Genomic DNA, 18,765 nt, shown 5'->3' on the forward strand with positions numbered 1-18,765 from the left:
TTACGAGGCGGTCAGCGCCTGCGGAACACCCGCCGCAGCAGCGTGACCGCCGCCGTCGCGCCGGCGAAGACCAGGACGCCCAGGAAGAGGTTGCGCTCACCGTCGTCCGAGCCCGCGAAGCCGCCGCCCGCGCCGCCCGTCGCGCTGCCGCCCGAGGAGCCCTTGCCGCTGTCGGACGCGCCCGCGTCCTGTTCGTCGCGGTCCACGGCGACACGTTCGACGTCGCTGCCGGCGCCCTCCGAGCCGTACATCAGGGCCCGCCCGTCGGTGGTGTAAGTCATCGACTCGCCCTGCCGCTGCAGCGGCACCCGCAGCGAGCCGTCCTCGGCGGGCCTGCCGCCCTTCCACATGTACATCCGCCCGCCCAGATAGCTGCGCAGCGCCAGATGCCCGCCGCCGGGCGAGAACGCGCCGTCGGTGACCCAGAGGTCTATGGGCGCGACCTTCCTGAAGACGTTCATCCCCGTCGGCTTGAGCTTCGCCGGGCCCTCGTAGAGCGCGCCGCCGCCCTCGATCTTGCTGGCGATGTACGCCCGGCCGCTCTTCGGGTGGATCATCAGCGCCTCGGCGTCCCGGGCCCCGTCCTCGTACCGCACGTTGTACTGGACGGCCCGGACCGTCGCGTCGCGCAGCACCTTCGGCTCGGGGAAGCGGTAGATCCAGACGTGGTCCCAGCCGCCCTTGAGGTTGTCGCCGATGTCGCCTACGTAGAGCTGGTTGCCCGGGCCGAGGGAGATCGCCTCCACGTCGCGCGGCTCGCCGACGCCCTTCAGGGTGATCGTCGCGACCGTCTTGCCCGTCGAGCTGTCGACGGCGTAGACGTACGGGCCGTCGTCGCTGTCGTTGTGCGTCCAGTAGATCCCGGGGTGCTGACGGCTCGCGGCCAGCCCGCTGGACTCGGTGATCCTGGGGTCCTGGAGGCGGAAGTCCCCGTCGTCGGCGGACGCGCTCGCGGCGCCGGACAGGACCAGCAGGGCGGCGACGAGGGCGGCGAGGGCTTTCGGCATGACCCAAGCCTGCCACGGGTGTCCGATGTCACGCCGCCACGGCCCTCGGCGTGCGGCGGGCGTGGCCGATGATGTGGCGATGCGGATCATGTTCGTCGGTGACTCCATGACGATCGGCGGGGCCGGCGAGCACACCTGGCGCTTTCGGATGTGGCAGCACCTGGACCGGACCCACGACGGCCCGTTCACGGTGGTGGGCCCGCGCGACGGGCTGTACGACCCGGCCACCGGCGGCTGCGACGCCCAGAGCTACGCCGACCCCGGCTTCCCCCGGGCCCACCTCGCGGGGTGGGGCGAGGGCTGGCTGCACATGGCGCCGCTGATCGGCCCGGCGGTACGGGAGCACCGCGCGGACACGCTGCTCGTCTCCCTCGGGCTGATCGACCTGGGCTTCTACACCAACGCCGGGCAGACGCTGGACAACGTGCACCGGTTCGTCGCGGCGGCGCGCGGGGCCGAGCCGCACGTGCGGATCGTGGTGCTGCCGGTGCTGAGCAACGTCAAGGCGGTGGACGACCCGCCGTTCGGCGCGGAGTGCGAGCGTTTCAACGAACTCCTCGCGAAGGCCGTCGCCGAACTCTCCACCCCGGCCTCGCCCCTGCTGCTGGCGTCCCCGCCGGACCCGTGGGACCTGGCCGCGGCCACGCACGACGGCACGCACCCCTCCCTCGCCGGCGAGCACCAGCTGGCGGCGGCGTTCGCGGACGCGCTGCACCAGGGGTGGGGCGTGGGCGGCCGGTACAGGCTCACATAGCCCGTACCGGCCGCCGGTTCAGCACCGGGTCGCGAGGCTCACCAGGCGAACGCCTCCGGCGACGGGCCCGGGCCGGGGAAGATCTCGTCCAGGGCCGTCAGCACCTCCTCGCCCAGCTCCAGCTCCAGCGCCCGCAGCGCGCTCTCCAACTGCCCGGCGGTGCGCGGACCGACGATCGGGCCGGTCACGCCCGGCCGGGTCAGCAGCCAGGCCAGGGCCGCCTCGCCCGGCTCCAGCCCGTGCTTGTCGAGCAGGTCCTCGTACGCCTGCACCTGCTCGCGTACGGAGGTGTCGGCCAGGGCGTCGGCCGAGCGGCCGGAGGCGCGGCGGCCACCCTCGGCCTGCTTCTTGATGACGCCGCCCAGCAGACCGCCGTGCAGCGGCGACCAGGGGATCACGCCGAGCCCGTACTCCTGGGCGGCCGGGATGACCTCCATCTCGGCGCGCCGTTCGGCGAGGTTGTACAGGCACTGCTCGCTGACCAGGCCGACCGCGCCGCGGCGGGCGGCGGCCTCGTTGGCCTGGGCGATCTTGTAGCCGGGGAAGTTCGAGGATCCGGCGTAGAGGATCTTGCCCTGCTGGATCAGGACGTCGATCGCCTGCCAGATCTCCTCGAACGGCGTGGAGCGGTCGATGTGGTGGAACTGGTACACGTCGATGTAGTCGGTCCGCAGCCGGCGCAGGCTGGCCTCGACACCGCGCCGGATGTTCACCGCCGACAGCTTGTCGTGGTTGGGCCAGGCGTCCCCGTCGGGGGCCATGTTGCCGTACACCTTGGTGGCCAGGACCACCTTGTCGCGGCGGTCGCCGCCCTGGGCGAACCAGTTGCCGATGATCTCCTCGGTGCGGCCCTTGTTCTCGCCCCAGCCGTAGACGTTGGCCGTGTCGAAGAAGTTCAGGCCCGCGTCGAGGGCGCTGTCCATGATCGCGTGGCTGGCCGCCTCGTCCGTCTGGGGGCCGAAGTTCATCGTGCCGAGGACGAGCCGGCTGACCTTGAGTCCTGTGCGTCCGAGCTGTGTGTACTTCATGCACCACAGCCAACTGCCTGGAGTCCGCTCCAGGCAAGCCCGGCCCGCACCGGCGGGTGCGGGCCGGGCCCGAACAGGTCGAGCCCGTCGTGTAGGTGCCGTCCATGCCCGGCTGGGGCAGGACCTCGTACCTGGTCTGCCGGAACGCGCCGGAGCCCACGGTGTTCTCGCGCTTCTCCGTCTCGCCCCGGAACGGGGCGGTGATCCAGGAGACGCAGGGATCTCGAACGCGGTTTTCGCGTCCGGTCACGAAGAGGGCTCGGCCGGTGGCGCGGGGCGACGTCGGCGCGTCAGCGGCCGAGTGCCGCCGCCACCGCCACGATCACGAACATCAGCACGAGCGCGCCGCTCACCACACGCATACGGGTCTTGGCATTCACGCCTTCGAGACTAACCGGACCCGCCGAGTGCCCAGCCACCGACCACCTCGTAGCGGGGCTGCTCGCCGGGAACGCCGCTGTGCGGCAGATGGCTGCGTACGAGACTCAGCTCACCGGCGGTCCAGTTCCGGCCGGCGAACGCGGCGAGCGCGTCGGTGTAGGCGGCGAGCCGGGTCTCGCCCGTCCTGCCCTGCCGGGCGAGCGTGAGGTGCGGGTGGTACGGGCGGTGCTCGTTGCGCGGGGCCAGCCCGGCCTTGCGGGCGGCGGCCTCCGCCGCTCCGGCGAGGTGCCGCAGTTCACGTGTGTCCCCGCTCACCCCGGCCCACAGCGTGCGGTCCCCGAACCGGCCGGCGTGCTCGATGCGCAGCCCCATCGCCGCACGGTGCGACGCGGCCCGCTCCAGCCGGCGCTCCAGCTCCGGTACGTCGTCCTCGGCGACCTCGCCGTAGAACGCGAGGGTGATGTGCCATCCGTCGCGGCCGGTCCAGCGCAGCGCGTCGGCGCCGGCCAGGTCCCGCAGGGGCGCGCACGCGCCCGCGAGCTCGTCCAGCACGGCCGGGGGCGGGATGACCGCCGCGAAGAGCCTCATGGGCCCAGTGTGCGGCAGCGGGGCCCCGGGGGCGCGAGGCCCCCGGGAACCGGGCTGTGCGGTACTACGCGGCCGCCGCGAACTCGCGCGGGACCAGCCGCAGGTGCTGGTGGCCGCGCCGCAGGTCCAGCCGGATGCGGACGCCGCCCGCGCGGGCCAGCATCAGGCCGACGAACACCGCCGCCGCGGCGGAGATCAGGCCGCACGCGACGAATCCGATCCGCGCCCCGTAGGTGTCCGTGACCCAGCCGACGACCGGTCCGCCGACCGGCGTACCGCCGACGAACACCATCATGAACAGGCTCATCACCCGTCCCCGCATCGCCTCGTCCGTGCGCATCTGGACGTTGGAGTTGGCGGTGACGTTGAAGAGCAGCCCGAACATCCCCGCGGGGACCAGCAGCACCGCGAAGAGCCACAGCGACGGCGAGAGCGCCGTGACGGCCTCGAGCAGGCCGAAGGCGAGCGCCGCGCCGATGGTGACCCGCAGCAGCGAGACCCCCCGCTTGGCCGCGAAGAGCGCGCCGGCCAGCGAGCCGGCCGCGAGCAGCGAGTTCAGCACGCCGTACAGGCCCGCGTCGCCGTGGAAGACGTCGTCGACGTACGCCGTGAGCCAGATCGGGAAGTTGAAGCCGAAGGTGCCGATGAAGAAGACGAGCACGATCGGCCAGATCAGGTCTGGGCGTCCCGCGACGTAGCGCAGCCCCTCCCGCAGCTGCCCCTTGCCGCGCGGCGCGCGCTCCACGGGGTGGAGTTCGGCCGTACGCATCAGGGCGAGACCGGCGAGCGGTGCGATGAAGGAGAGCCCGTTCAGCAGGAAGGCCCACCCGGAGCCCACCGCGCTGATCAGGATGCCCGCCACCGCGGGGCCGACGAGCCGGGCGGTCTGGAAGTTCGCGGCGTTCAGCGAGACCGCGTTGCGCAGCTGCGCGGGGCCGACCAGCTCGGAGACGAAGACCTGGCGGGTCGGGTTGTCGACCACCGTGGCCATGCCGAGCAGGAAGGCCATGACGTACACGTGCCAGACCTGGACCACGCCGCCGAGCGTGAGCGCGGCGAGGGCGAGGCCGGTGAGGCCCATGAACGCCTGGGTGACGAAGAGGAGGCGGCGCTTGTCGAAGCGGTCGGCGATCACACCGCCGTACAGGCCGAAGAGCAGCATCGGCAGGAACTGCATCGCGACGGTGATACCGACGGCGGCGGCGGAGCCGGTGAGGCTGAGGACGAGCCAGTCCTGGGCGATGCGCTGCATCCAGGTGCCGGTGTTGGACACCATCTGGCCGGTCGCGAAGAGCCGGTAGTTCCTGATCCTGAGGGAGCTGAAGGTGGTGGTAGTGGCGGTCGGTGCGGGTGCGGAGTCTGCTCCGGGTCCCGTACTCAAAAGCTTCGCCTCCTCGGCGGTCGGTCTGCGGCCGTGACGGCCGCCTTACAGGTGTGCGAGCTTCTCCAGCACGGGTGCGGCCGCCCGCAGGGCGGCCCACTCGTCCTCGTCCAGCGCCCCGGCCAGCTCGGCCAGGAAGACGTTGCGCCGGCGGCGCGCCTCCTCGAGCAGGCCCTGGGCCTGTTCGGTCTGGCTCACCACCTTCTGCCGCCGGTCGTCCGGATGGGCGTCCAGCCGCACCAGTCCCTTGGACTCGAGCATCGCGACGATGCGCGTCATGGACGGCGGCTGCACGTGCTCCTTGCGCGCCAGCTCGCTGGGCGTGCAGGGGCCGCACCGGAACAGCGTGCCGAGCACGGACATCTCTGTCGGGCTCAGCGACTCGTCGGTCCGGTGATGGCGGATACGGCGGGAGAGCCGCATCACGGCGGAGCGCAGAGCGTTGATCGCGGCCGCGTCTTCGGGGCTGGACAGCTCAGGCATGTTCTTAGGGTATCTCATTACCTTGACTAAGGAAAGCGCGTGTATGGCGCAAGCACCCACGGAAGGTTACGGGCGCGATCGGGAAGCCACCCGAACGGGTGAGGTTGCGCGGGATTCTGACACGTGCAGACGTGCGAGACGTCAGCCTGACGGTCATGGGGACAGAGGTGCTCAGCCTGCGAATCGACGGCGCACTCCTCGACCGTCTGCGGAGTCACGCGGCAAGGCGGGGGATGAGCGTCCAGGACTATGTGGTCCGTACGCTCGTCCGCGACGACTTCGACGAGCGGTTCAAGACGGCGGTGGACGAGTCGGAACGGCTCAGCGACTGGGCCGGGGGGCTCGCCGGCCCCCCGGCGGGGCGCCACCGCGCGTCGGCGCTGGGGGCGTAGCGCGAAGGGGGTCAGGGGGCGCGAACCACCCGTGGGGCGCGCCGCTCGCGCGCCCGGCCCGGACGGGTCGGGCGCGAACGACGGAAGCCCGGGGGCTCGCCCCCGGGCTTCCGTCGCGGTCCGCCCCGGCGGCGGGCCCGCAGCTGCCTACTTGATGCCCAGCACCTGCTCGATGGGGTTGAGCAGGAAGTAGAGCAGGAAGAACAGACCGACCACGTTCAGCGGCCAGGCGACCTCGCGGAAGCGCCCCGTCGCGGCCCTGAGCAGGATGAACGCCAGGACGCCGATGCCGATGCCGTTCGTGATGCTGTACGTGAACGGCATCATCAGCATCGTCAGGAACGCGGGCACCGCGATCGTGGCGTCCGTCCAGTCGATGCTGGTGATGTTCGACGCCATGATCATGAAGCCCACGACGACCAGCGCCGGGGTGGCGGCCTGCGAGGGCACGATGGTCAGCAGCGGCGTGAAGACCAGGGCCAGCAGGAACAGTCCGCCGGTGACGAGATTGGCGAAGCCGGTCCGCGCGCCCTCGCCCACACCGGCCGTCGACTCGGCGAACGCCGTGTTCGCGGACGCGGAGCCCGCGCCGCCCAGGGCGACGGCGGCGCCGTCGACCATGAGCACCTGGCCCATGTTCGGCAGCTTGCCGTCCTCGTCCAGCAGCCCCGCCTCGTCGCTGACGCCCATGATCGTGCCCATGGCGTCGAAGAAGCCGGAGAGCAGCACGGTGAAGACGAAGAGGCACCCGGTGAGCAGCCCCGCCTCGTGGAAGCCGCCGAAGAGGCTGACGTCGCCGATGAGTCCGAAGTCGGGGGACGCGACGAGCTTGTCCGGCACCTGCGGGACGGTGAGGCCCCAGCCCAGCGCCGGGATGTCGGCGATCGAGTTGATGACCACGGCCAGCACGGTCATCGCGACGATGCTGATGAGGATCGCGCCGGTGGTCTTCCGTACGACGAGCACGAAGGTCAGCGCCAGACCCAACACGAAGATCAGCACGGGCCACCCGGTGAGCTGACCGCCGGTGCCGAGCCCGAGCGGGACGGTGGTGTGCGCGGCGTCCGGGTTGCGGGTGACGAACCCGGCGTCGACGAGCCCGATCAGGGCGATGAAGAGCCCGATGCCGATGGCGATGGCCTTGCGCAGCCCGCCGGGGATCGCGTTCATCACGCGTTCGCGCATGCCCGTCGCGACCAGGACCATGATGATCAGCCCCGCCAGCACCACCATGCCCATCGCGTCGGCCCAGCTCATCTTGGGCGCGAGCTGCAGCGAGACGACGGCGTTGATGCCGAGGCCGGCGGCCATGGCGATCGGCACGTTGCCGATGACGCCCATCAGCAGGGTGGTGAGCCCCGCGACGAGCGCGGTGGCGGTGACGAGCTGGGCCCCGTCGAGCTGGTGCCCGAACTTGTCCGTGCCGGATCCGAGGATGATCGGGTTCAGCACGAGGATGTAGGCCATGGCGAAGAAGGTGGCCAGACCGCCGCGGATCTCGCGGGGGATGGAGGAGCCCCGCTCGCTGATCTTGAAATAACGGTCAAGGCCGTTGGCGGCGGAGCGGGCGGCGGGTGGGGCTTCGACCGGCATTTGTAGGACCTTACGAAGGAGCGGTAGGGCGACGTGTACCTATGTACGAAGGTTAAGTATCGGTCATGTGAACGAGTGGTCTGACCGCCCGCCCGACGGCCCCCGCCTCCCGGACGTCCGCCGCCGCCGCAAATCCCCTCGATCGCCGCACCCGCCGGGCGTACCCTGACACCCGCTTACGACGAGGGGGATCATGCAGACCCGCAGCCTGACCCGTATCGAAGCCGAGCGCCGCGCCGCGCTGCTGGCCGTCGAGCGGTACGACATCGAGATCGATCTCACCGCCCTGCCCGACGGCCCCGAGGTGCGGTGCGTGTCGACCGTCACCTTCACCTGCCGCGAGCCGGGCGCCGCGACCTTCGTGGACTGTGCGGCCCGGGTGCTGACCGCCACGCTGAACGGCGCCCCGCTCCCGCCCGCCGCCGACGGCCGGATCCCGCTGCCCGCCCTCGCCGGGCACAACGTGCTGCGCGTGGAGAGCGTCCAGGACGACACCACCACCGGCGAGGGGGTGCACAAGGCCGTCGACCCCGCGGACGGCGAGGTCTATGTGTGGACGAGCTTCGAGCCGGACGAGGCCCGGTTCGTCTGGGCCTGCTTCGACCAGCCCGACCTCAGGGCCCCGCACGCCTTCACCGTCACCGCCCCGGCCGCCTGGACCGTCACCAGCAACTCCGGGAACGCCCGGATCGAGGACGCGGGCGCGGCCCGCCGCTGGACCTTCCCGGACACCCCGTCGCTGGCCGTGTACAACACCGTGGTCAACGCCGGGCCCTTCCACGAGATCCGCCGCGAGGCCGACGGCTACGACCTCGGCCTGTACGCCCGCCGCTCGCTCGCCGCGGTCCTCGAGCGCGACGCCGACGAGATCTTCACCGTCACCCGGCAGGGACTCGCCTTCTACGGCGACGTCTTCGCGATGCCGTTCCCGCAGCGCCGCTACGACCAGGTGTTCATGCCCGAGTTCGGCGGGGCGATGGAGAACTACGGCTGCGTGACCTGGTCCGACGCCTTCCTGCGGCGGACGGAGCCGACGCCGGCCGAGCGCGAGCTCCTCGCGCTGGTGCTGCTGCACGAGATGGCGCACATGTGGTTCGGCAACATCGTCACCATGCGCTGGTGGGACGACCTCTGGCTGAACGAGGCGTTCGCGGAGTTCGCCTGCCACTGGGCCGCCGAACGCGCCACCCGGTACACGGACGCCTGGGCCGGCCACCTCGCGGGCGAGAAGCTGCGGGCCTACCTGTGCGACCAGGGGCCCGCCTCGCACCCGATCCACCAGCCCATCCACGACGTCGCGCAGGCCGCGTCGATCTTCGACAGCATCACGTACCCCAAGGGCGCCTCGGTCCTGCAGCAGCTCATGACGTACGTCGGCGAGGAGCGCTTCAGGGCCGGCATGAGCGCGTACTTCGCCCGGCACGCCTGGGGCAACACCACGCTCCAGGACCTGATCGACGCACTCTCCGAGGCCGGCGGCCGGGATCTGGACACCTGGCGCACGGCATGGCTGGCGGCGGCGGGCACCGACCGCTTCTCGCTGGAGCGGGACGGGGCCGGCGTCACGCTCGTGGCGACCGCTCCCCCGCGGCCGCAGGTGCTGGCGGTCGGCGCGTACGAGCGCGACGGCGGGGCGCTGAAGCGCACCGCGCTGGTCCGGGTCGAGGTGGGGGCGGGGCAGACCCGCACGGCGGTCACGGGCCTGCCGCCCACGGCCGACCTGCTGCTCGTCAACGACGACGACCTCACCTTCGCCACGGCCCGCCCGGACGCCGCCTCCCGGGACACCCTCTTCCGCACGGCGGCCGAACTCCCCACGGCGATCTCCCGCGGCGTGGCCGCGGCCACCGTGTGGGACATGCTGACCAACGGCGAGGCCACGGCGGCGGAGGCCGGACAGACCCTCACCGCCCTGCTGGCCGCCGAGACGTCCGACGCCGTGATCGAGCCCTGTCTGGCGCTCGCCGCCGACACCGCCGAGCTCTGGGCGCCGGACGGCGAGCGGGCCGGGCTGACGGCCGGCGTCGCCGCGGCCTGCCGGCGGCTGGCGGCGGACCCCGGCCGGCGCCGCGTCGCGCTGCGCGGTCTGGCCCGCACCGCGACGGACGCGGCGGACCTGGCGTGGCTGCGCGAACAGGCCGGCGACGACGTGGACCTGCGGTGGCGGGCGCTGGTCCGGGAGGCCGAGCTGGGCGGCGAGGTAGCGGCCGAGACGGCCCGGCTGCTCGACCGGGACCCGGACCCCGACGCCTGGGTGCGGGCCCTGACCGTACGGGCCGCGCTGCCCGACGACGCCGCGAAGGCCGAGGTCTGGCAGCAGGTCGCGGTGGACCGCCGGGTCCCGGTCAGCTCGGTCGGCCAGGTGGCGGCCGCCTTCTGGCGTCCCGGCCAGGACGCCGTACTGGCCCCGTACGCCGAGCGCTACCTCGACCTGCTCCCCAAGCTGCACGAGGGCGGCATGATCCCGGCCATGGTCTACACGAACCGGCTCTTCCCGCCGTACGCCATCGACCCCGCGTACATCGAGCGGGCCCGGGAGGCCTCCCACGAGGCCGCCCCGGTGGTGCGCCGCGCGCTGCTGGAGCGCTCGGACACGGTCCGCCGGATGCTCACCGCCCGCGGCGGCAGGCCCTGACCTCCGTCGCCCCGCCGGAGGACCCGGCCTCCCGTACGGCGTCCACCGCCGTGCCGGGAGGCCGGGCCCCCGTCGTACAGTGATCCTCATGCAGAAGTGGACCCCGAAGCACGAAGCCCCCGCCCCCCTGGAGGGGAACCCCGTGGCGGTGGTGACGGGCGGGACGATCCTGTGGGCGGCCCTGTTCGTCGTGCAGGTGCCCTTCTACTCCTGGTTCGACGACCACGGCCACACCTGGTGGCTGTGGACCTGCCTCACGGGGGCCGGCCTCGGCCTGTTCGGGATCTGGTTCTGCCGCCGGCGTGAGGCCGCCATCGCACGGTCGAAGGCCGCGCGGGCCGACGCGGCGGACGACGCCGCCGAGTAGGCAGCGCACGGCTCAACCCGGGGGGGCACCCGCGCATATCGCCCGCCGACAACGTACGGTCTGACTCATGGAGCAGCGGGTGGAGACCGACGTCGACGGGGTGCGGCAGCCGGGGCACGGGGGCGGCGCGCCCCCCGTGCCACGCGGGGCCCAGGGGCTGACCTCCGCCGAGGTCGCGGAGCGCGTCGCACGCGGGGAGGTCAACGACGTACCGGTCCGCAGCAGCCGCTCCACGGCCGACATCGTCCGGGCCAACGTCTTCACCCGGTTCAACGCCATCATCGGCGTCCTCTTCCTGGTCATCCTCGTCGTCGGGCCCATCCAGGACGGCCTCTTCGGCTTCGTGATCATCGCGAACACCGCGATCGGCATCATCCAGGAGCTGCGCGCCAAGAAGACCCTGGACAGCCTGGCCGTGATCGGCGAGGCCAGGCCGACCGTCCGCCGGGACGGCGGGAGCCGGGAGATCGGCACCTCGGAGATCGTGCTGGGCGACCTGGTCGAGCTGGGTCCCGGCGACAAGGCGGTCGTGGACGGCGAGGTCGTGGAGGCCGACAACCTCGAGGTCGACGAGTCGCTCCTCACCGGCGAGGCCGACCCCGTACTGAAGCACCCCGGCGACAAGGTCCTCTCCGGCAGCTTCGTGGTCGCGGGCGGCGGCGCCTTCACCGCGACGCGGGTCGGGCGCGAGGCGTACGCGGCGCAGCTCGCCGAGGAGGCGTCGCGCTTCACGCTCGTGCACTCCGAGCTGCGCAGCGGCATCAGCACGATCCTCAAGTACGTGACGTACATGATGATCCCGGCGGCGATCGGCCTCATCACGTCGTCCCTGCTGCGCGAGAACAAGGACTCCTCAGAGGCGATCCGCCGCACGGTGGCCGGCATCGTGCCGATGGTGCCCGAGGGCCTGGTGCTGCTGACCTCCGTCGCCTTCGCGATCGGTGTGGTCCGGCTCGGGCGCAAGCAGTGCCTCGTCCAGGAGCTGCCCGCGATCGAGGGGCTGGCCCGGGTGGACGTGGTGTGCCTGGACAAGACCGGCACGCTGACCGAGGGTGGCATGGACGTCACCGAGCTGCGGCTGCTGGACGGCGCCGACGAGGCGGAGGTGCGGCGGGTGCTGGGGGCCCTCGGCGAGTCCGATCCGCGGCCGAACGCCAGTCTGCAGGCCATCATCGAGAAGTACCCGGACACGGAGGAGCTGCGCTGCACGGAGTCGCTGCCGTTCTCCTCCGCCCGCAAGTACAGCGGCGCCGCGTTCAACGACGCGATGGGCGAGTCCGGCACCTGGCTGCTCGGCGCCCCGGACGTGCTGCTCCCGCACGGCGACCCGAACCTCGGCCTGATCGACGACCTCAACGCCCGCGGCCTGCGCGTCCTGCTGCTGGCGCGGGCGGCCACGGAGCTCGGCGATCCGGCGATCACCGAGGAGCTGAAGCCCGCCGCGATGGTGGTGCTGGAGCAGCGGCTGCGGCCGGACGCGGCGGACACGCTGCGGTACTTCGCCGACGAGAACGTCGAAACGAAGATCATCTCTGGCGACAACGCGGTGTCCGTCGGCGCGGTCGCCGCGAAGCTGGGCCTCGCCGGGGCGGAGCGCACCGTCGACGCGCGCACCCTGCCCGCGGACAGGGAGGAGATGGCCAAGGTCCTGGAGGAGAACACGGTCTTCGGCCGCGTCTCCCCGCAGCAGAAGCGGGACATGGTCGCCGCGCTGCAGTCCCGCGGGCACGACGTGGCGATGACGGGCGACGGCGTCAACGACGTACTGGCCCTGAAGGACGCCGACATCGGCGTCTCCATGGGCTCCGGGTCGGAGGCGACCCGGGCGGTGGCGCAGATCGTGCTGCTCAACAACAGCTTCGCCACGCTGCCTTCGGTGGTCGCGGAGGGCCGCCGGGTCATCGGCAACATCGAGCGGGTCGCGACGCTGTTCCTGACCAAGACCGTCTACTCGGTGCTGCTGGCGCTGCTGGTGGTCGTCAGCCAGGTCCCGTACCCCTTCCTCCCCCGGCACCTCACGCTGCTCTCGACGCTGACGATCGGCGTCCCGGCGTTCTTCCTGGCCCTCGCGCCCAACAAGGAGCGGGCGAAGCCGCACTTCGTCCGCCGGGTGATGAAGTACGCGGTCCCGGCCGGCCTCATCGCGGGCGCGGCGACCTTCGCCACGTACCTCCTGGCCCGCTCCTACTACACCGGCCCGGACGCGCTGGACGCGGAGACGTCGGCGGCGACGCTGACCCTGTTCCTGATCGCGATGTGGGTGCTGGCGATCGTCGCCCGCCCGTACACGTGGTGGCGCGTGCTGCTGGTCGGCGCGATGGCCCTGGGCTTCGTCATCGTCCTGATCACACCGTGGCTGCAGGACTTCTTCGCCCTGAAGCTGGTCGGCACGACGATGCCGTGGACGGCGGTGGGCGTCGCGGTGGCGTCGGCGGCGGCGCTGGAACTGGCGTGGAAGTGGGTCGTACGGCGGTACCCGGACTGAGGTCCGGGCACGGTCCGGCACTCCGGGCACGCGAAAGGGCCGCCGGTCGGTGACCGGCGGCCCTTTGTCACGTCGGGAGGACTCCCTGGGGAGTGTCCTTAGCGGACGTCGACGTAGTCACCGCCGGCCGCGGCCGCGGACGTCGGGGTGTTGCCCTTGTAGTAGTAGCGCCAGTAGCCGTCCGCGTACGCGGTGGCGTAGCCCTTCAGGTAGCCCGTCGAGCTGGACTGGACGCCCTTGACTTTGGCGTACGAGCCGCCGGACTTGCGGTAGTCCAGCGAGACCCACTGGCCGCCGTAGCCGAGGTAGGTGAAGGAGTCCCAGCTGGCGCGGGTCAGCTTGCCGGTGACGGTGAGGGTCTTGCCCTTGTAGACCGGCTCCGGGGAGGCGTTGACGGTGACCTTGGCGTACCGCTGGACCTTGACGGTCTTGTAGAAGTGGTTCTGCACCGTGTTGCCGAGCTTGTCGCCCATCATCACGGACGTGTACCAGGTGCCCGCCATGCTGTTCCGCAGGTAGTAGTACTGACTGTCGTGCGGCAGGATCGTGATCGTCTGCGTGCACTTCGACGTGGTGCTGGTGACCGCGACGCAGGTGGCGTCGGGGGCGGTGTCCGGGTCCGGGAACACCTGCGCCGTGTTGCTCGGGCTCGGGTTGCTCGCGTCCGCGGCGCGCCAGATCTGGCCGTACGCCCAGTCGATGCCGTCCGGGTCGGTGATCGTCATGACGATCGTGAACGTCTTGGCGCTCGACGTACCGACGGCGATGTTCTTGTTGCTGTTCACGACCACGCTGGAGAACGTGGTGTTCCCCTGGGTCCAGCCGAGGGTCGACGCCTTGGCACCGGAGTCCGCGCCCCCGGCGTGCTTCACCGAGGTGACGGACTTGGCCTGCAGCCCCTGGCCCTCGGACGCCTGCGCGGCGGGAACCGCCGCCGCACCGAGGCCCAGCGTTACGGCGACAGCGGCGCCGATCACGGATTTACGCATGCATTCTCTCCACAGTGATGATGGTTGGAATTCCCCGGTCCACCGGACCGGCGAAACGGGCCGTCCGGTCGAGAACCGGCGGCCCGTTCCTGGGTGTTGTCCCGGCGTTATCCCCTGCGTGCTCCCGGCCTGTCCCGGGAGGACGACGCGATTACCTCACGTCGACGTAGTCGCCCGCGGCGGTGGCCGCCGAGGTGGGGATGTTGCCCTTGTAGTAGTAGCGCCAGTAACCGTCCGCGTACGCCGTGGCGTAACCCTTCAGGTCACCGGAGGAGTTGGTCTTGACGCCCTTGATCTTGACGTACGCGTCGCCGGACCTGCGGTAGTCCAGCGAGACCCACTGGCCGCTGTATCCGAGGTAGCGGAACGAGTCCCAGCTGGCGCGGGTCAGCTTGCCGTAGACCGTGAGGGTCCTGCCCTTGGAGACCGGCTCCGGGGTGGCGTTGACCGTGGCCTTGGCGTACCGCTGGACCTTGGTGGTCTTGTAGAAGTAGTTCTCCACGACCTCGCCGTTGCCGTCCAGGATGCCGGCGTACACGTTCCACGTGCCCGCCAGGGTGTTCCACAGGTAGGCGTTCACGTCGTCGTGCGGCAGGATCGTGATCGTCTGCGTGCACGTGACGGTGGTGCCGCCGGCGGGCGTGCAGGACGCGAAGTCGTCCGGGTTCCAGAAGGCCTGCTCGACGTCGTTGTCCGGGTCCGTGCCGCGCCAGATGTACGCGTCGGCCTCCTGGATGCCGTCCGGGTCGCTCACGGTGATGACGATCGAGAAGGTCTTGGCGTTCGTCGTGCCGACCGCGATGTTCTTGTTGCCGTTCACGACCACGCTGGAGAACGTGGTGTTGCCCTGGGTCCAGCCGAACGTCGACGCCTTGCCGTCCGACTTCCCGGGGAAGCCGCGAACCTCGTCCAGCGACGAGACGTTCCTGTGCTTCTCCAGCCCCTGCCCCTCGTCGGCCTGCGCGGACGAGAGCCCCGTTACCGCCAGGCCGAGCGCGCCAAGCAGCGCTGCGCCCATTGCGAATTTACGCATGCGATCCCCACAAGGAATGAGCGTCCGCCGATTTCCCCCCGGCGAACTCAGATCCAGAAGTCTAGCCTCACCCGCCTGCGTTGTACACACGTTTGCGCAGGTGAGGCCATATTCTCGGTCATCCGGGAGGCAAATGGGGGCACCCCGGAAAGGGTTGTACGGAACCAGATAACGAACACATTACGAAGGGTGTACTCGTTTATCGTCGTGTCGACTTCTGGCTAAAACCGCCCCATCAGTCGAACCACCGCGCAAGCGCCAGCTCCTCCGTGCGCGTCGGGTCCTCCAGCAGCGCCGCCGTCTCGAAGCGGCGGTGCCACTGGCCCGCCGCCCAGGCCAGCCCCGCTGCCACGCCCTCCAGGGTCGCGGCGTGGACCGTGCCGTCGGGGGTGCGGCGCCAGTCCACCTCCACACCGTCGACGGTCAGTTCGTCGTGCTCGACGTACGTGGCCGGGACCGCGGGTCCGAGCAGTGTACGCACGGAGTCCGGAACCGGGTGCGTCTCGCCGCCCGTCACGTCCACTGGCGCCTCGTACACCTCGCTCAGCCGGCGGATCTGCAGCAGCTCGGCCAGCTCCGCCGCCCGGTCCGGGCGCACCGGCACCAGGGCCCGGCCTGCGGCGAGCGGAACCAGGTCGGGGGCGTCGGCGACCAGCGCATCGGCGGCGTCGACCACGCCCGGGGCGCCGTCCACGACCGCGCGCAGCTCGTCGGGGAGGGTGACCTGCTCGGGGTCGAGGTCGGCCAGGAGGCTGTACAGGCCGTGCAGTTGGGCCGGGGTGACCGGCAGGGAGGGGTCCGCGAGCCGGCCGAGCAGCTCCGCCGCGCCGCCCGGCTCGTCCAGCAGCGCCGCGGCCGAGGTGCGGATGCCCAGGGCCCGCAGCACCTGCTCGTCGTCGACGGCGGAGGCGTCCGCCGCCTCGTACAGGCCCTCCAGCAGCGGATCGCCGCCCGCCGCGCGCAGACCGGCGGGACGGCGGCCGTCGAGCACCGGATGGCCGCGCAGCCACCAGGCGGTGTACGGGCGTACCAGCCGGGTCGTACCGTCCGGGAGCAGCACCCGGGCGGGCTGCGTCAGCGCGTCGCGCAGCGGCGGGCGGGCCAGCATCGCGAGGGCCTGCGGCCACGCGTCGTCGTCGACCAGGTCGAGGTCGCGTACGGCGATCAGCTCGGTGAGGACCGGCGGGACGGGCGGGTCGTCGAGCTGGTCCAGGACGTCCTCGCACCAGACGTCCACCGCCTCCAGCAGACCCGGGTCGTCGGGTTCGGGGTAGTCGGTGTCGCGGGGCTCCAGCTCGTCCGGGTCGAGGACGACGTCCGCGGCGCGGACGAGGGCGAAGTCCGCCTGGACGCCGACGGCCGCGAGCGGCCCCGCGCCCCAGCGCTCCGCCAGTTCCGCGTCGCACGCGGCCAGCTCGCCCTCGCGGATGACCTGCTCGAAGGCGCTGCCGGGGAAGACCAGTTCACCGGCGGGCGCGGGTTCGCCGTCCTCGTCGGGCAGGGCGAGCGCCGCCAGCCACGGCTCGTCGCCCGGGGCCAGGCCCGCGTCGCGCACCAGGCCGAGGACCAGCTCCGCCAGCTCCTCGGGGGTGACGGGCTCCTCCTCGAACCACGCCTCCCCCTCGTCCAGCGACGCCGCGACCGCCGCCCGCACCTGCGGCGTGGTGAGCACCGCCCGCGGGGTGGCCGGGGACGCGCCCAGCTTCTCCAGCAGCGGATGCGCGGCGTCGGGGTGGGCGACCTTCAGGCCCAGCCGGGAGAAGACGGCGGCGTCCGTGCCGGGCTGCGGCAGCAGCACCTGCCGGGGCCCGATGGCCGTACCGCCGCCCGCCAGCGGCACCGGCAGCCCGGCGAGCCGGTCCGGGTCGGTGCCGGCGAGCGCCTCGTACAGCCGCCGCCACCAGGCCGGGTCCCGCTGTACGCCGGCGAGGCGGTCGATGGCGTCGCCGAGGGTCACGCGCGGGACGCCGAGGGTGCGCAGCTCGGGGCGGCGCTCCTGGCCCGCGGGGAGCAGGCTGGGGAAGAGCTCGGCGAGGACGCGGACGGTCTCGGCGCCCGCGCCCTCGATCAGTTCGGCGTCGCGGGGGCGGAGCGGGGCGGGCTCGTCGCCTTCGGGGGCGCCTTCGGACGCGTCTTCGGGCGCGCCTTCGGACGCGGGGAGGGCGCTTTCCGGTGCGGGGAGGGCGCCGGCGAGGAACGGGGTGTCCGGGAGGCGGCGCAGGATGCGGGCGCGCAGTTCGCCGTCCAGCTCGCTGCGGCCGAGCGGGCCGGGGACCAGGTCGATGATGCCGGGGGTGAGCGGGCGCCAGTCGCGCAGCAGCTCCGTGTACGTCTCCGCGGCGCGGTCCAGCAGGAAGTCGGCCAGCGGGCCGGGCGCGACGTGCCGTCGGGTCGGCTCCAGCGGGAGGGCGGCGATGAGCAGCGCGGGGAGGCCCAGCGGTTCGTCGGTGGGCGTCGGCGCGTGCACCACGGCGGCGGTGCGGGGGCGGGCCGGTGAGCCGTCGTCGGCCACGGGCACGGCCCAGGTCACCGACCAGAAGGGGCGCAGGCGCTCCTCGACGGGGCGGTCCTTCAGCAGGCTCGCGGCCAGGGGACCGGCCTCGCTCTCCACGCGCCAGCGGGTGGCGTGCCCGTCGTCGTGCACGACGACGTGGTCGCCCTCCTCGGTACGGGTGAGGGTGCGGGTTCCCGCGGGGGTCCGTACGACCACCTCGGCGAGGCCCGGCAGGGCGAGCAGCAGGGCGTCGTCGATCTCCGCGACCAGGCGGTGCGCGAGGTCGCGGGCGTCGGAGTCGCGGTAGGGGAGGACCACGGCGGTGTCGTAGCCCTCGGGGGCGGCGGCCTGCGGCTGCGCCTGTGCGGGCAGCGGGAGTCGCAGCACGGGTACGTGGCCGGCGCGGCGGGTCAGCTCCTCGCCCAGCGCGGGGAACTCGGCGGCCCGCGCCTCGACCATGGCGCGCGCCTCGGTCCGCGACCAGCGGACGCCGGTGCCGTCGCTGCGTACGACGGAGGGCTCGTCGCTCACCGCCAGCACGGCCGAGAACCCGACGCCGAAGCGGCCGACGGCGCCCGCGGACTCGTCGTCCCGCTTAGCGGAGGCCCGCAGCGTGGACAGCGACTCCACGCCCGCCTCGTCCAGCGGGGCGCCGGTGTTGGCGGCGGTCAGTCCCCCGTCGGTGACGTCCAGCAGCAGCCGCCCGGGCGCTCCGGCGCGCATGGCCGCGTCGGCGGCGTTCTGCGCCAGCTCCACGATCAGCCGGTCCCGGTACCCACCGAGCGCCAGATCCTCCTCGGCGTTGGCGTCCTCCCGGAACCGCGCCGGCGCCACGGCCCAGGCGTCCAGCGCGGCGGAGCGCAGCCGGGAGGTACGGAAGGGGTCGGCCTGGGGCATCGGGGCTCCATCGGAGGACGGGGGGTCTGGGGGGCTGGTAAGCCCCCCAGCGGTCACCGGTCGAGTATGGCGCGCGGCGGGCGGTGGTGGTCCGGCGGCTCGGGGGTGGGGGTGGCGGGGAGGGGCGGTCAGTGGGCTGGGAGGGGGTGGTCGGGCCCTGGGGGGAAGGACGAACCCCAGCGCACGCCCTCGGCGAGGAAGTACCGCGTGCGCGAGAAGGGCACCCGGTGCGACACCAGTCCGGCCACGAAGGCCGAC

The 18,765-nt window shown here is 72.4% G+C and carries 14 protein-coding genes; 5 read left to right on the forward strand and 9 right to left on the reverse strand.

The genetic code is table 11. The features are described 5' to 3' along the window. Positions 1 to 11: 11 nt before the first annotated feature. The gene (locus tag AB0M28_RS19010) at positions 12 to 1,007 is read right to left on the reverse strand and encodes a hypothetical protein (protein WP_365405739.1); all 996 of its coding nucleotides are present in this window, start codon (positions 1,005 to 1,007) and stop codon (positions 12 to 14) included. A gap of 79 nt (positions 1,008 to 1,086) precedes the next feature. Between AB0M28_RS19010 and AB0M28_RS19015 the strand changes: the two genes are divergently transcribed. Further along, positions 1,087 to 1,761, forward strand: coding sequence for a GDSL-type esterase/lipase family protein (locus AB0M28_RS19015; RefSeq protein WP_365405741.1), 675 nt, complete (start codon positions 1,087 to 1,089; stop codon positions 1,759 to 1,761). A 38-nt stretch (positions 1,762 to 1,799) separates the two neighbouring features. On the opposite strand, the gene AB0M28_RS19020 is transcribed toward AB0M28_RS19015, so the two are convergent. The 4 genes from AB0M28_RS19020 to AB0M28_RS19035 form a co-directional block, all read right to left on the reverse strand. Continuing rightward, positions 1,800 to 2,789 (reverse strand): aldo/keto reductase, encoded by a 990-nt coding sequence (locus AB0M28_RS19020; protein ID WP_365405744.1) that lies wholly within the window; start codon positions 2,787 to 2,789, stop codon positions 1,800 to 1,802. A gap of 390 nt (positions 2,790 to 3,179) precedes the next feature. Further along, the gene (gene thpR, locus AB0M28_RS19025) at positions 3,180 to 3,758 is read right to left on the reverse strand and encodes an RNA 2',3'-cyclic phosphodiesterase (RefSeq protein ID WP_365405747.1); all 579 of its coding nucleotides are present in this window, start codon (positions 3,756 to 3,758) and stop codon (positions 3,180 to 3,182) included. 64 nt (positions 3,759 to 3,822) lie between these two features. Then, a complete protein-coding gene (locus AB0M28_RS19030) occupies positions 3,823 to 5,139 on the reverse strand; it encodes an MFS transporter (RefSeq protein ID WP_365405750.1) in 1,317 nt (438 codons plus the stop codon). A 45-nt stretch (positions 5,140 to 5,184) separates the two neighbouring features. Then, the gene (locus AB0M28_RS19035) at positions 5,185 to 5,622 is read right to left on the reverse strand and encodes a MarR family transcriptional regulator (RefSeq protein WP_365405753.1); all 438 of its coding nucleotides are present in this window, start codon (positions 5,620 to 5,622) and stop codon (positions 5,185 to 5,187) included. Positions 5,623 to 5,777: 155 nt separating this feature from the next. Here AB0M28_RS19035 and AB0M28_RS19040 point away from each other — a divergent pair, with 155 nt between their 5' ends. Beyond that, a complete protein-coding gene (locus AB0M28_RS19040; protein WP_365405756.1) occupies positions 5,778 to 6,014 on the forward strand; it encodes a hypothetical protein in 237 nt (78 codons plus the stop codon). Between the two features lie 147 nt (positions 6,015 to 6,161). Here AB0M28_RS19040 and AB0M28_RS19045 read toward each other — a convergent pair whose 3' ends face one another. Continuing rightward, the gene (locus tag AB0M28_RS19045; RefSeq protein ID WP_365405759.1) at positions 6,162 to 7,607 is read right to left on the reverse strand and encodes an NCS2 family permease; all 1,446 of its coding nucleotides are present in this window, start codon (positions 7,605 to 7,607) and stop codon (positions 6,162 to 6,164) included. 193 nt (positions 7,608 to 7,800) lie between these two features. Here AB0M28_RS19045 and pepN point away from each other — a divergent pair, with 193 nt between their 5' ends. The 3 genes from pepN to AB0M28_RS19060 all read left to right on the forward strand — a co-directional run bounded on the left by pepN (position 7,801) and on the right by AB0M28_RS19060 (position 13,094). Then, a complete protein-coding gene (gene pepN, locus AB0M28_RS19050; protein WP_365405762.1) occupies positions 7,801 to 10,242 on the forward strand; it encodes an aminopeptidase N in 2,442 nt (813 codons plus the stop codon). An 88-nt stretch (positions 10,243 to 10,330) separates the two neighbouring features. Then, entirely contained in the window at positions 10,331 to 10,609 is a 279-nt protein-coding gene (locus tag AB0M28_RS19055; RefSeq protein ID WP_365405764.1) for a DUF2530 domain-containing protein, read from the forward strand. A 67-nt stretch (positions 10,610 to 10,676) separates the two neighbouring features. Beyond that, positions 10,677 to 13,094: a cation-translocating P-type ATPase gene (locus tag AB0M28_RS19060; protein WP_365405766.1), complete on the forward strand. Its 2,418-nt coding sequence runs from the start codon at positions 10,677 to 10,679 to the stop codon at positions 13,092 to 13,094. A gap of 98 nt (positions 13,095 to 13,192) precedes the next feature. On the opposite strand, the gene AB0M28_RS19065 is transcribed toward AB0M28_RS19060, so the two are convergent. The 3 genes from AB0M28_RS19065 to AB0M28_RS19075 all read right to left on the reverse strand — a co-directional run bounded on the left by AB0M28_RS19065 (position 13,193) and on the right by AB0M28_RS19075 (position 18,507). Next, positions 13,193 to 14,083, reverse strand: a complete 891-nt coding sequence (locus tag AB0M28_RS19065) for a calcium-binding protein (protein ID WP_365405769.1) — start codon at positions 14,081 to 14,083, stop codon at positions 13,193 to 13,195. Between the two features lie 151 nt (positions 14,084 to 14,234). Continuing rightward, entirely contained in the window at positions 14,235 to 15,116 is an 882-nt protein-coding gene (locus AB0M28_RS19070; RefSeq protein ID WP_365405772.1) for a calcium-binding protein, read from the reverse strand. A 235-nt stretch (positions 15,117 to 15,351) separates the two neighbouring features. Then, a complete protein-coding gene (locus AB0M28_RS19075) occupies positions 15,352 to 18,507 on the reverse strand; it encodes a molecular chaperone Hsp90 (protein ID WP_365405775.1) in 3,156 nt (1,051 codons plus the stop codon). Between the last annotated feature and the right edge of the window lie 258 nt (positions 18,508 to 18,765).

It is taken from the genome of Streptomyces sp. NPDC051940 (assembly GCF_040680895.1).
In the GTDB taxonomy this organism is placed as follows: Bacteria; Actinomycetota; Actinomycetes; order Streptomycetales; family Streptomycetaceae; genus Streptomyces.

Excerpts from the sequence above, each read along its gene's own strand:
- thpR (WP_365405747.1), bottom strand. The coding sequence starts at position 3,758 with ATGAGGCTCTTCGCGGCGGTCATCCCGCCCCCGGCCGTGCTGGACGAG.
- AB0M28_RS19020 (WP_365405744.1), bottom strand. The coding sequence starts at position 2,789 with ATGAAGTACACACAGCTCGGACGCACAGGACTCAAGGTCAGCCGGCTC.
- AB0M28_RS19015 (WP_365405741.1), top strand. The coding sequence starts at position 1,087 with ATGCGGATCATGTTCGTCGGTGACTCCATGACGATCGGCGGGGCCGGC.
- AB0M28_RS19040 (WP_365405756.1), top strand. The coding sequence starts at position 5,778 with ATGGGGACAGAGGTGCTCAGCCTGCGAATCGACGGCGCACTCCTCGAC.
- pepN (WP_365405762.1), top strand. The coding sequence starts at position 7,801 with ATGCAGACCCGCAGCCTGACCCGTATCGAAGCCGAGCGCCGCGCCGCG.
- AB0M28_RS19060 (WP_365405766.1), top strand. The coding sequence starts at position 10,677 with ATGGAGCAGCGGGTGGAGACCGACGTCGACGGGGTGCGGCAGCCGGGG.
- AB0M28_RS19045 (WP_365405759.1), bottom strand. The coding sequence starts at position 7,607 with ATGCCGGTCGAAGCCCCACCCGCCGCCCGCTCCGCCGCCAACGGCCTT.
- AB0M28_RS19055 (WP_365405764.1), top strand. The coding sequence starts at position 10,331 with ATGCAGAAGTGGACCCCGAAGCACGAAGCCCCCGCCCCCCTGGAGGGG.
- AB0M28_RS19065 (WP_365405769.1), bottom strand. The coding sequence starts at position 14,083 with ATGCGTAAATCCGTGATCGGCGCCGCTGTCGCCGTAACGCTGGGCCTC.
- AB0M28_RS19010 (WP_365405739.1), bottom strand. The coding sequence starts at position 1,007 with ATGCCGAAAGCCCTCGCCGCCCTCGTCGCCGCCCTGCTGGTCCTGTCC.
- AB0M28_RS19070 (WP_365405772.1), bottom strand. The coding sequence starts at position 15,116 with ATGCGTAAATTCGCAATGGGCGCAGCGCTGCTTGGCGCGCTCGGCCTG.
- AB0M28_RS19075 (WP_365405775.1), bottom strand. The coding sequence starts at position 18,507 with ATGCCCCAGGCCGACCCCTTCCGTACCTCCCGGCTGCGCTCCGCCGCG.
- AB0M28_RS19035 (WP_365405753.1), bottom strand. The coding sequence starts at position 5,622 with ATGCCTGAGCTGTCCAGCCCCGAAGACGCGGCCGCGATCAACGCTCTG.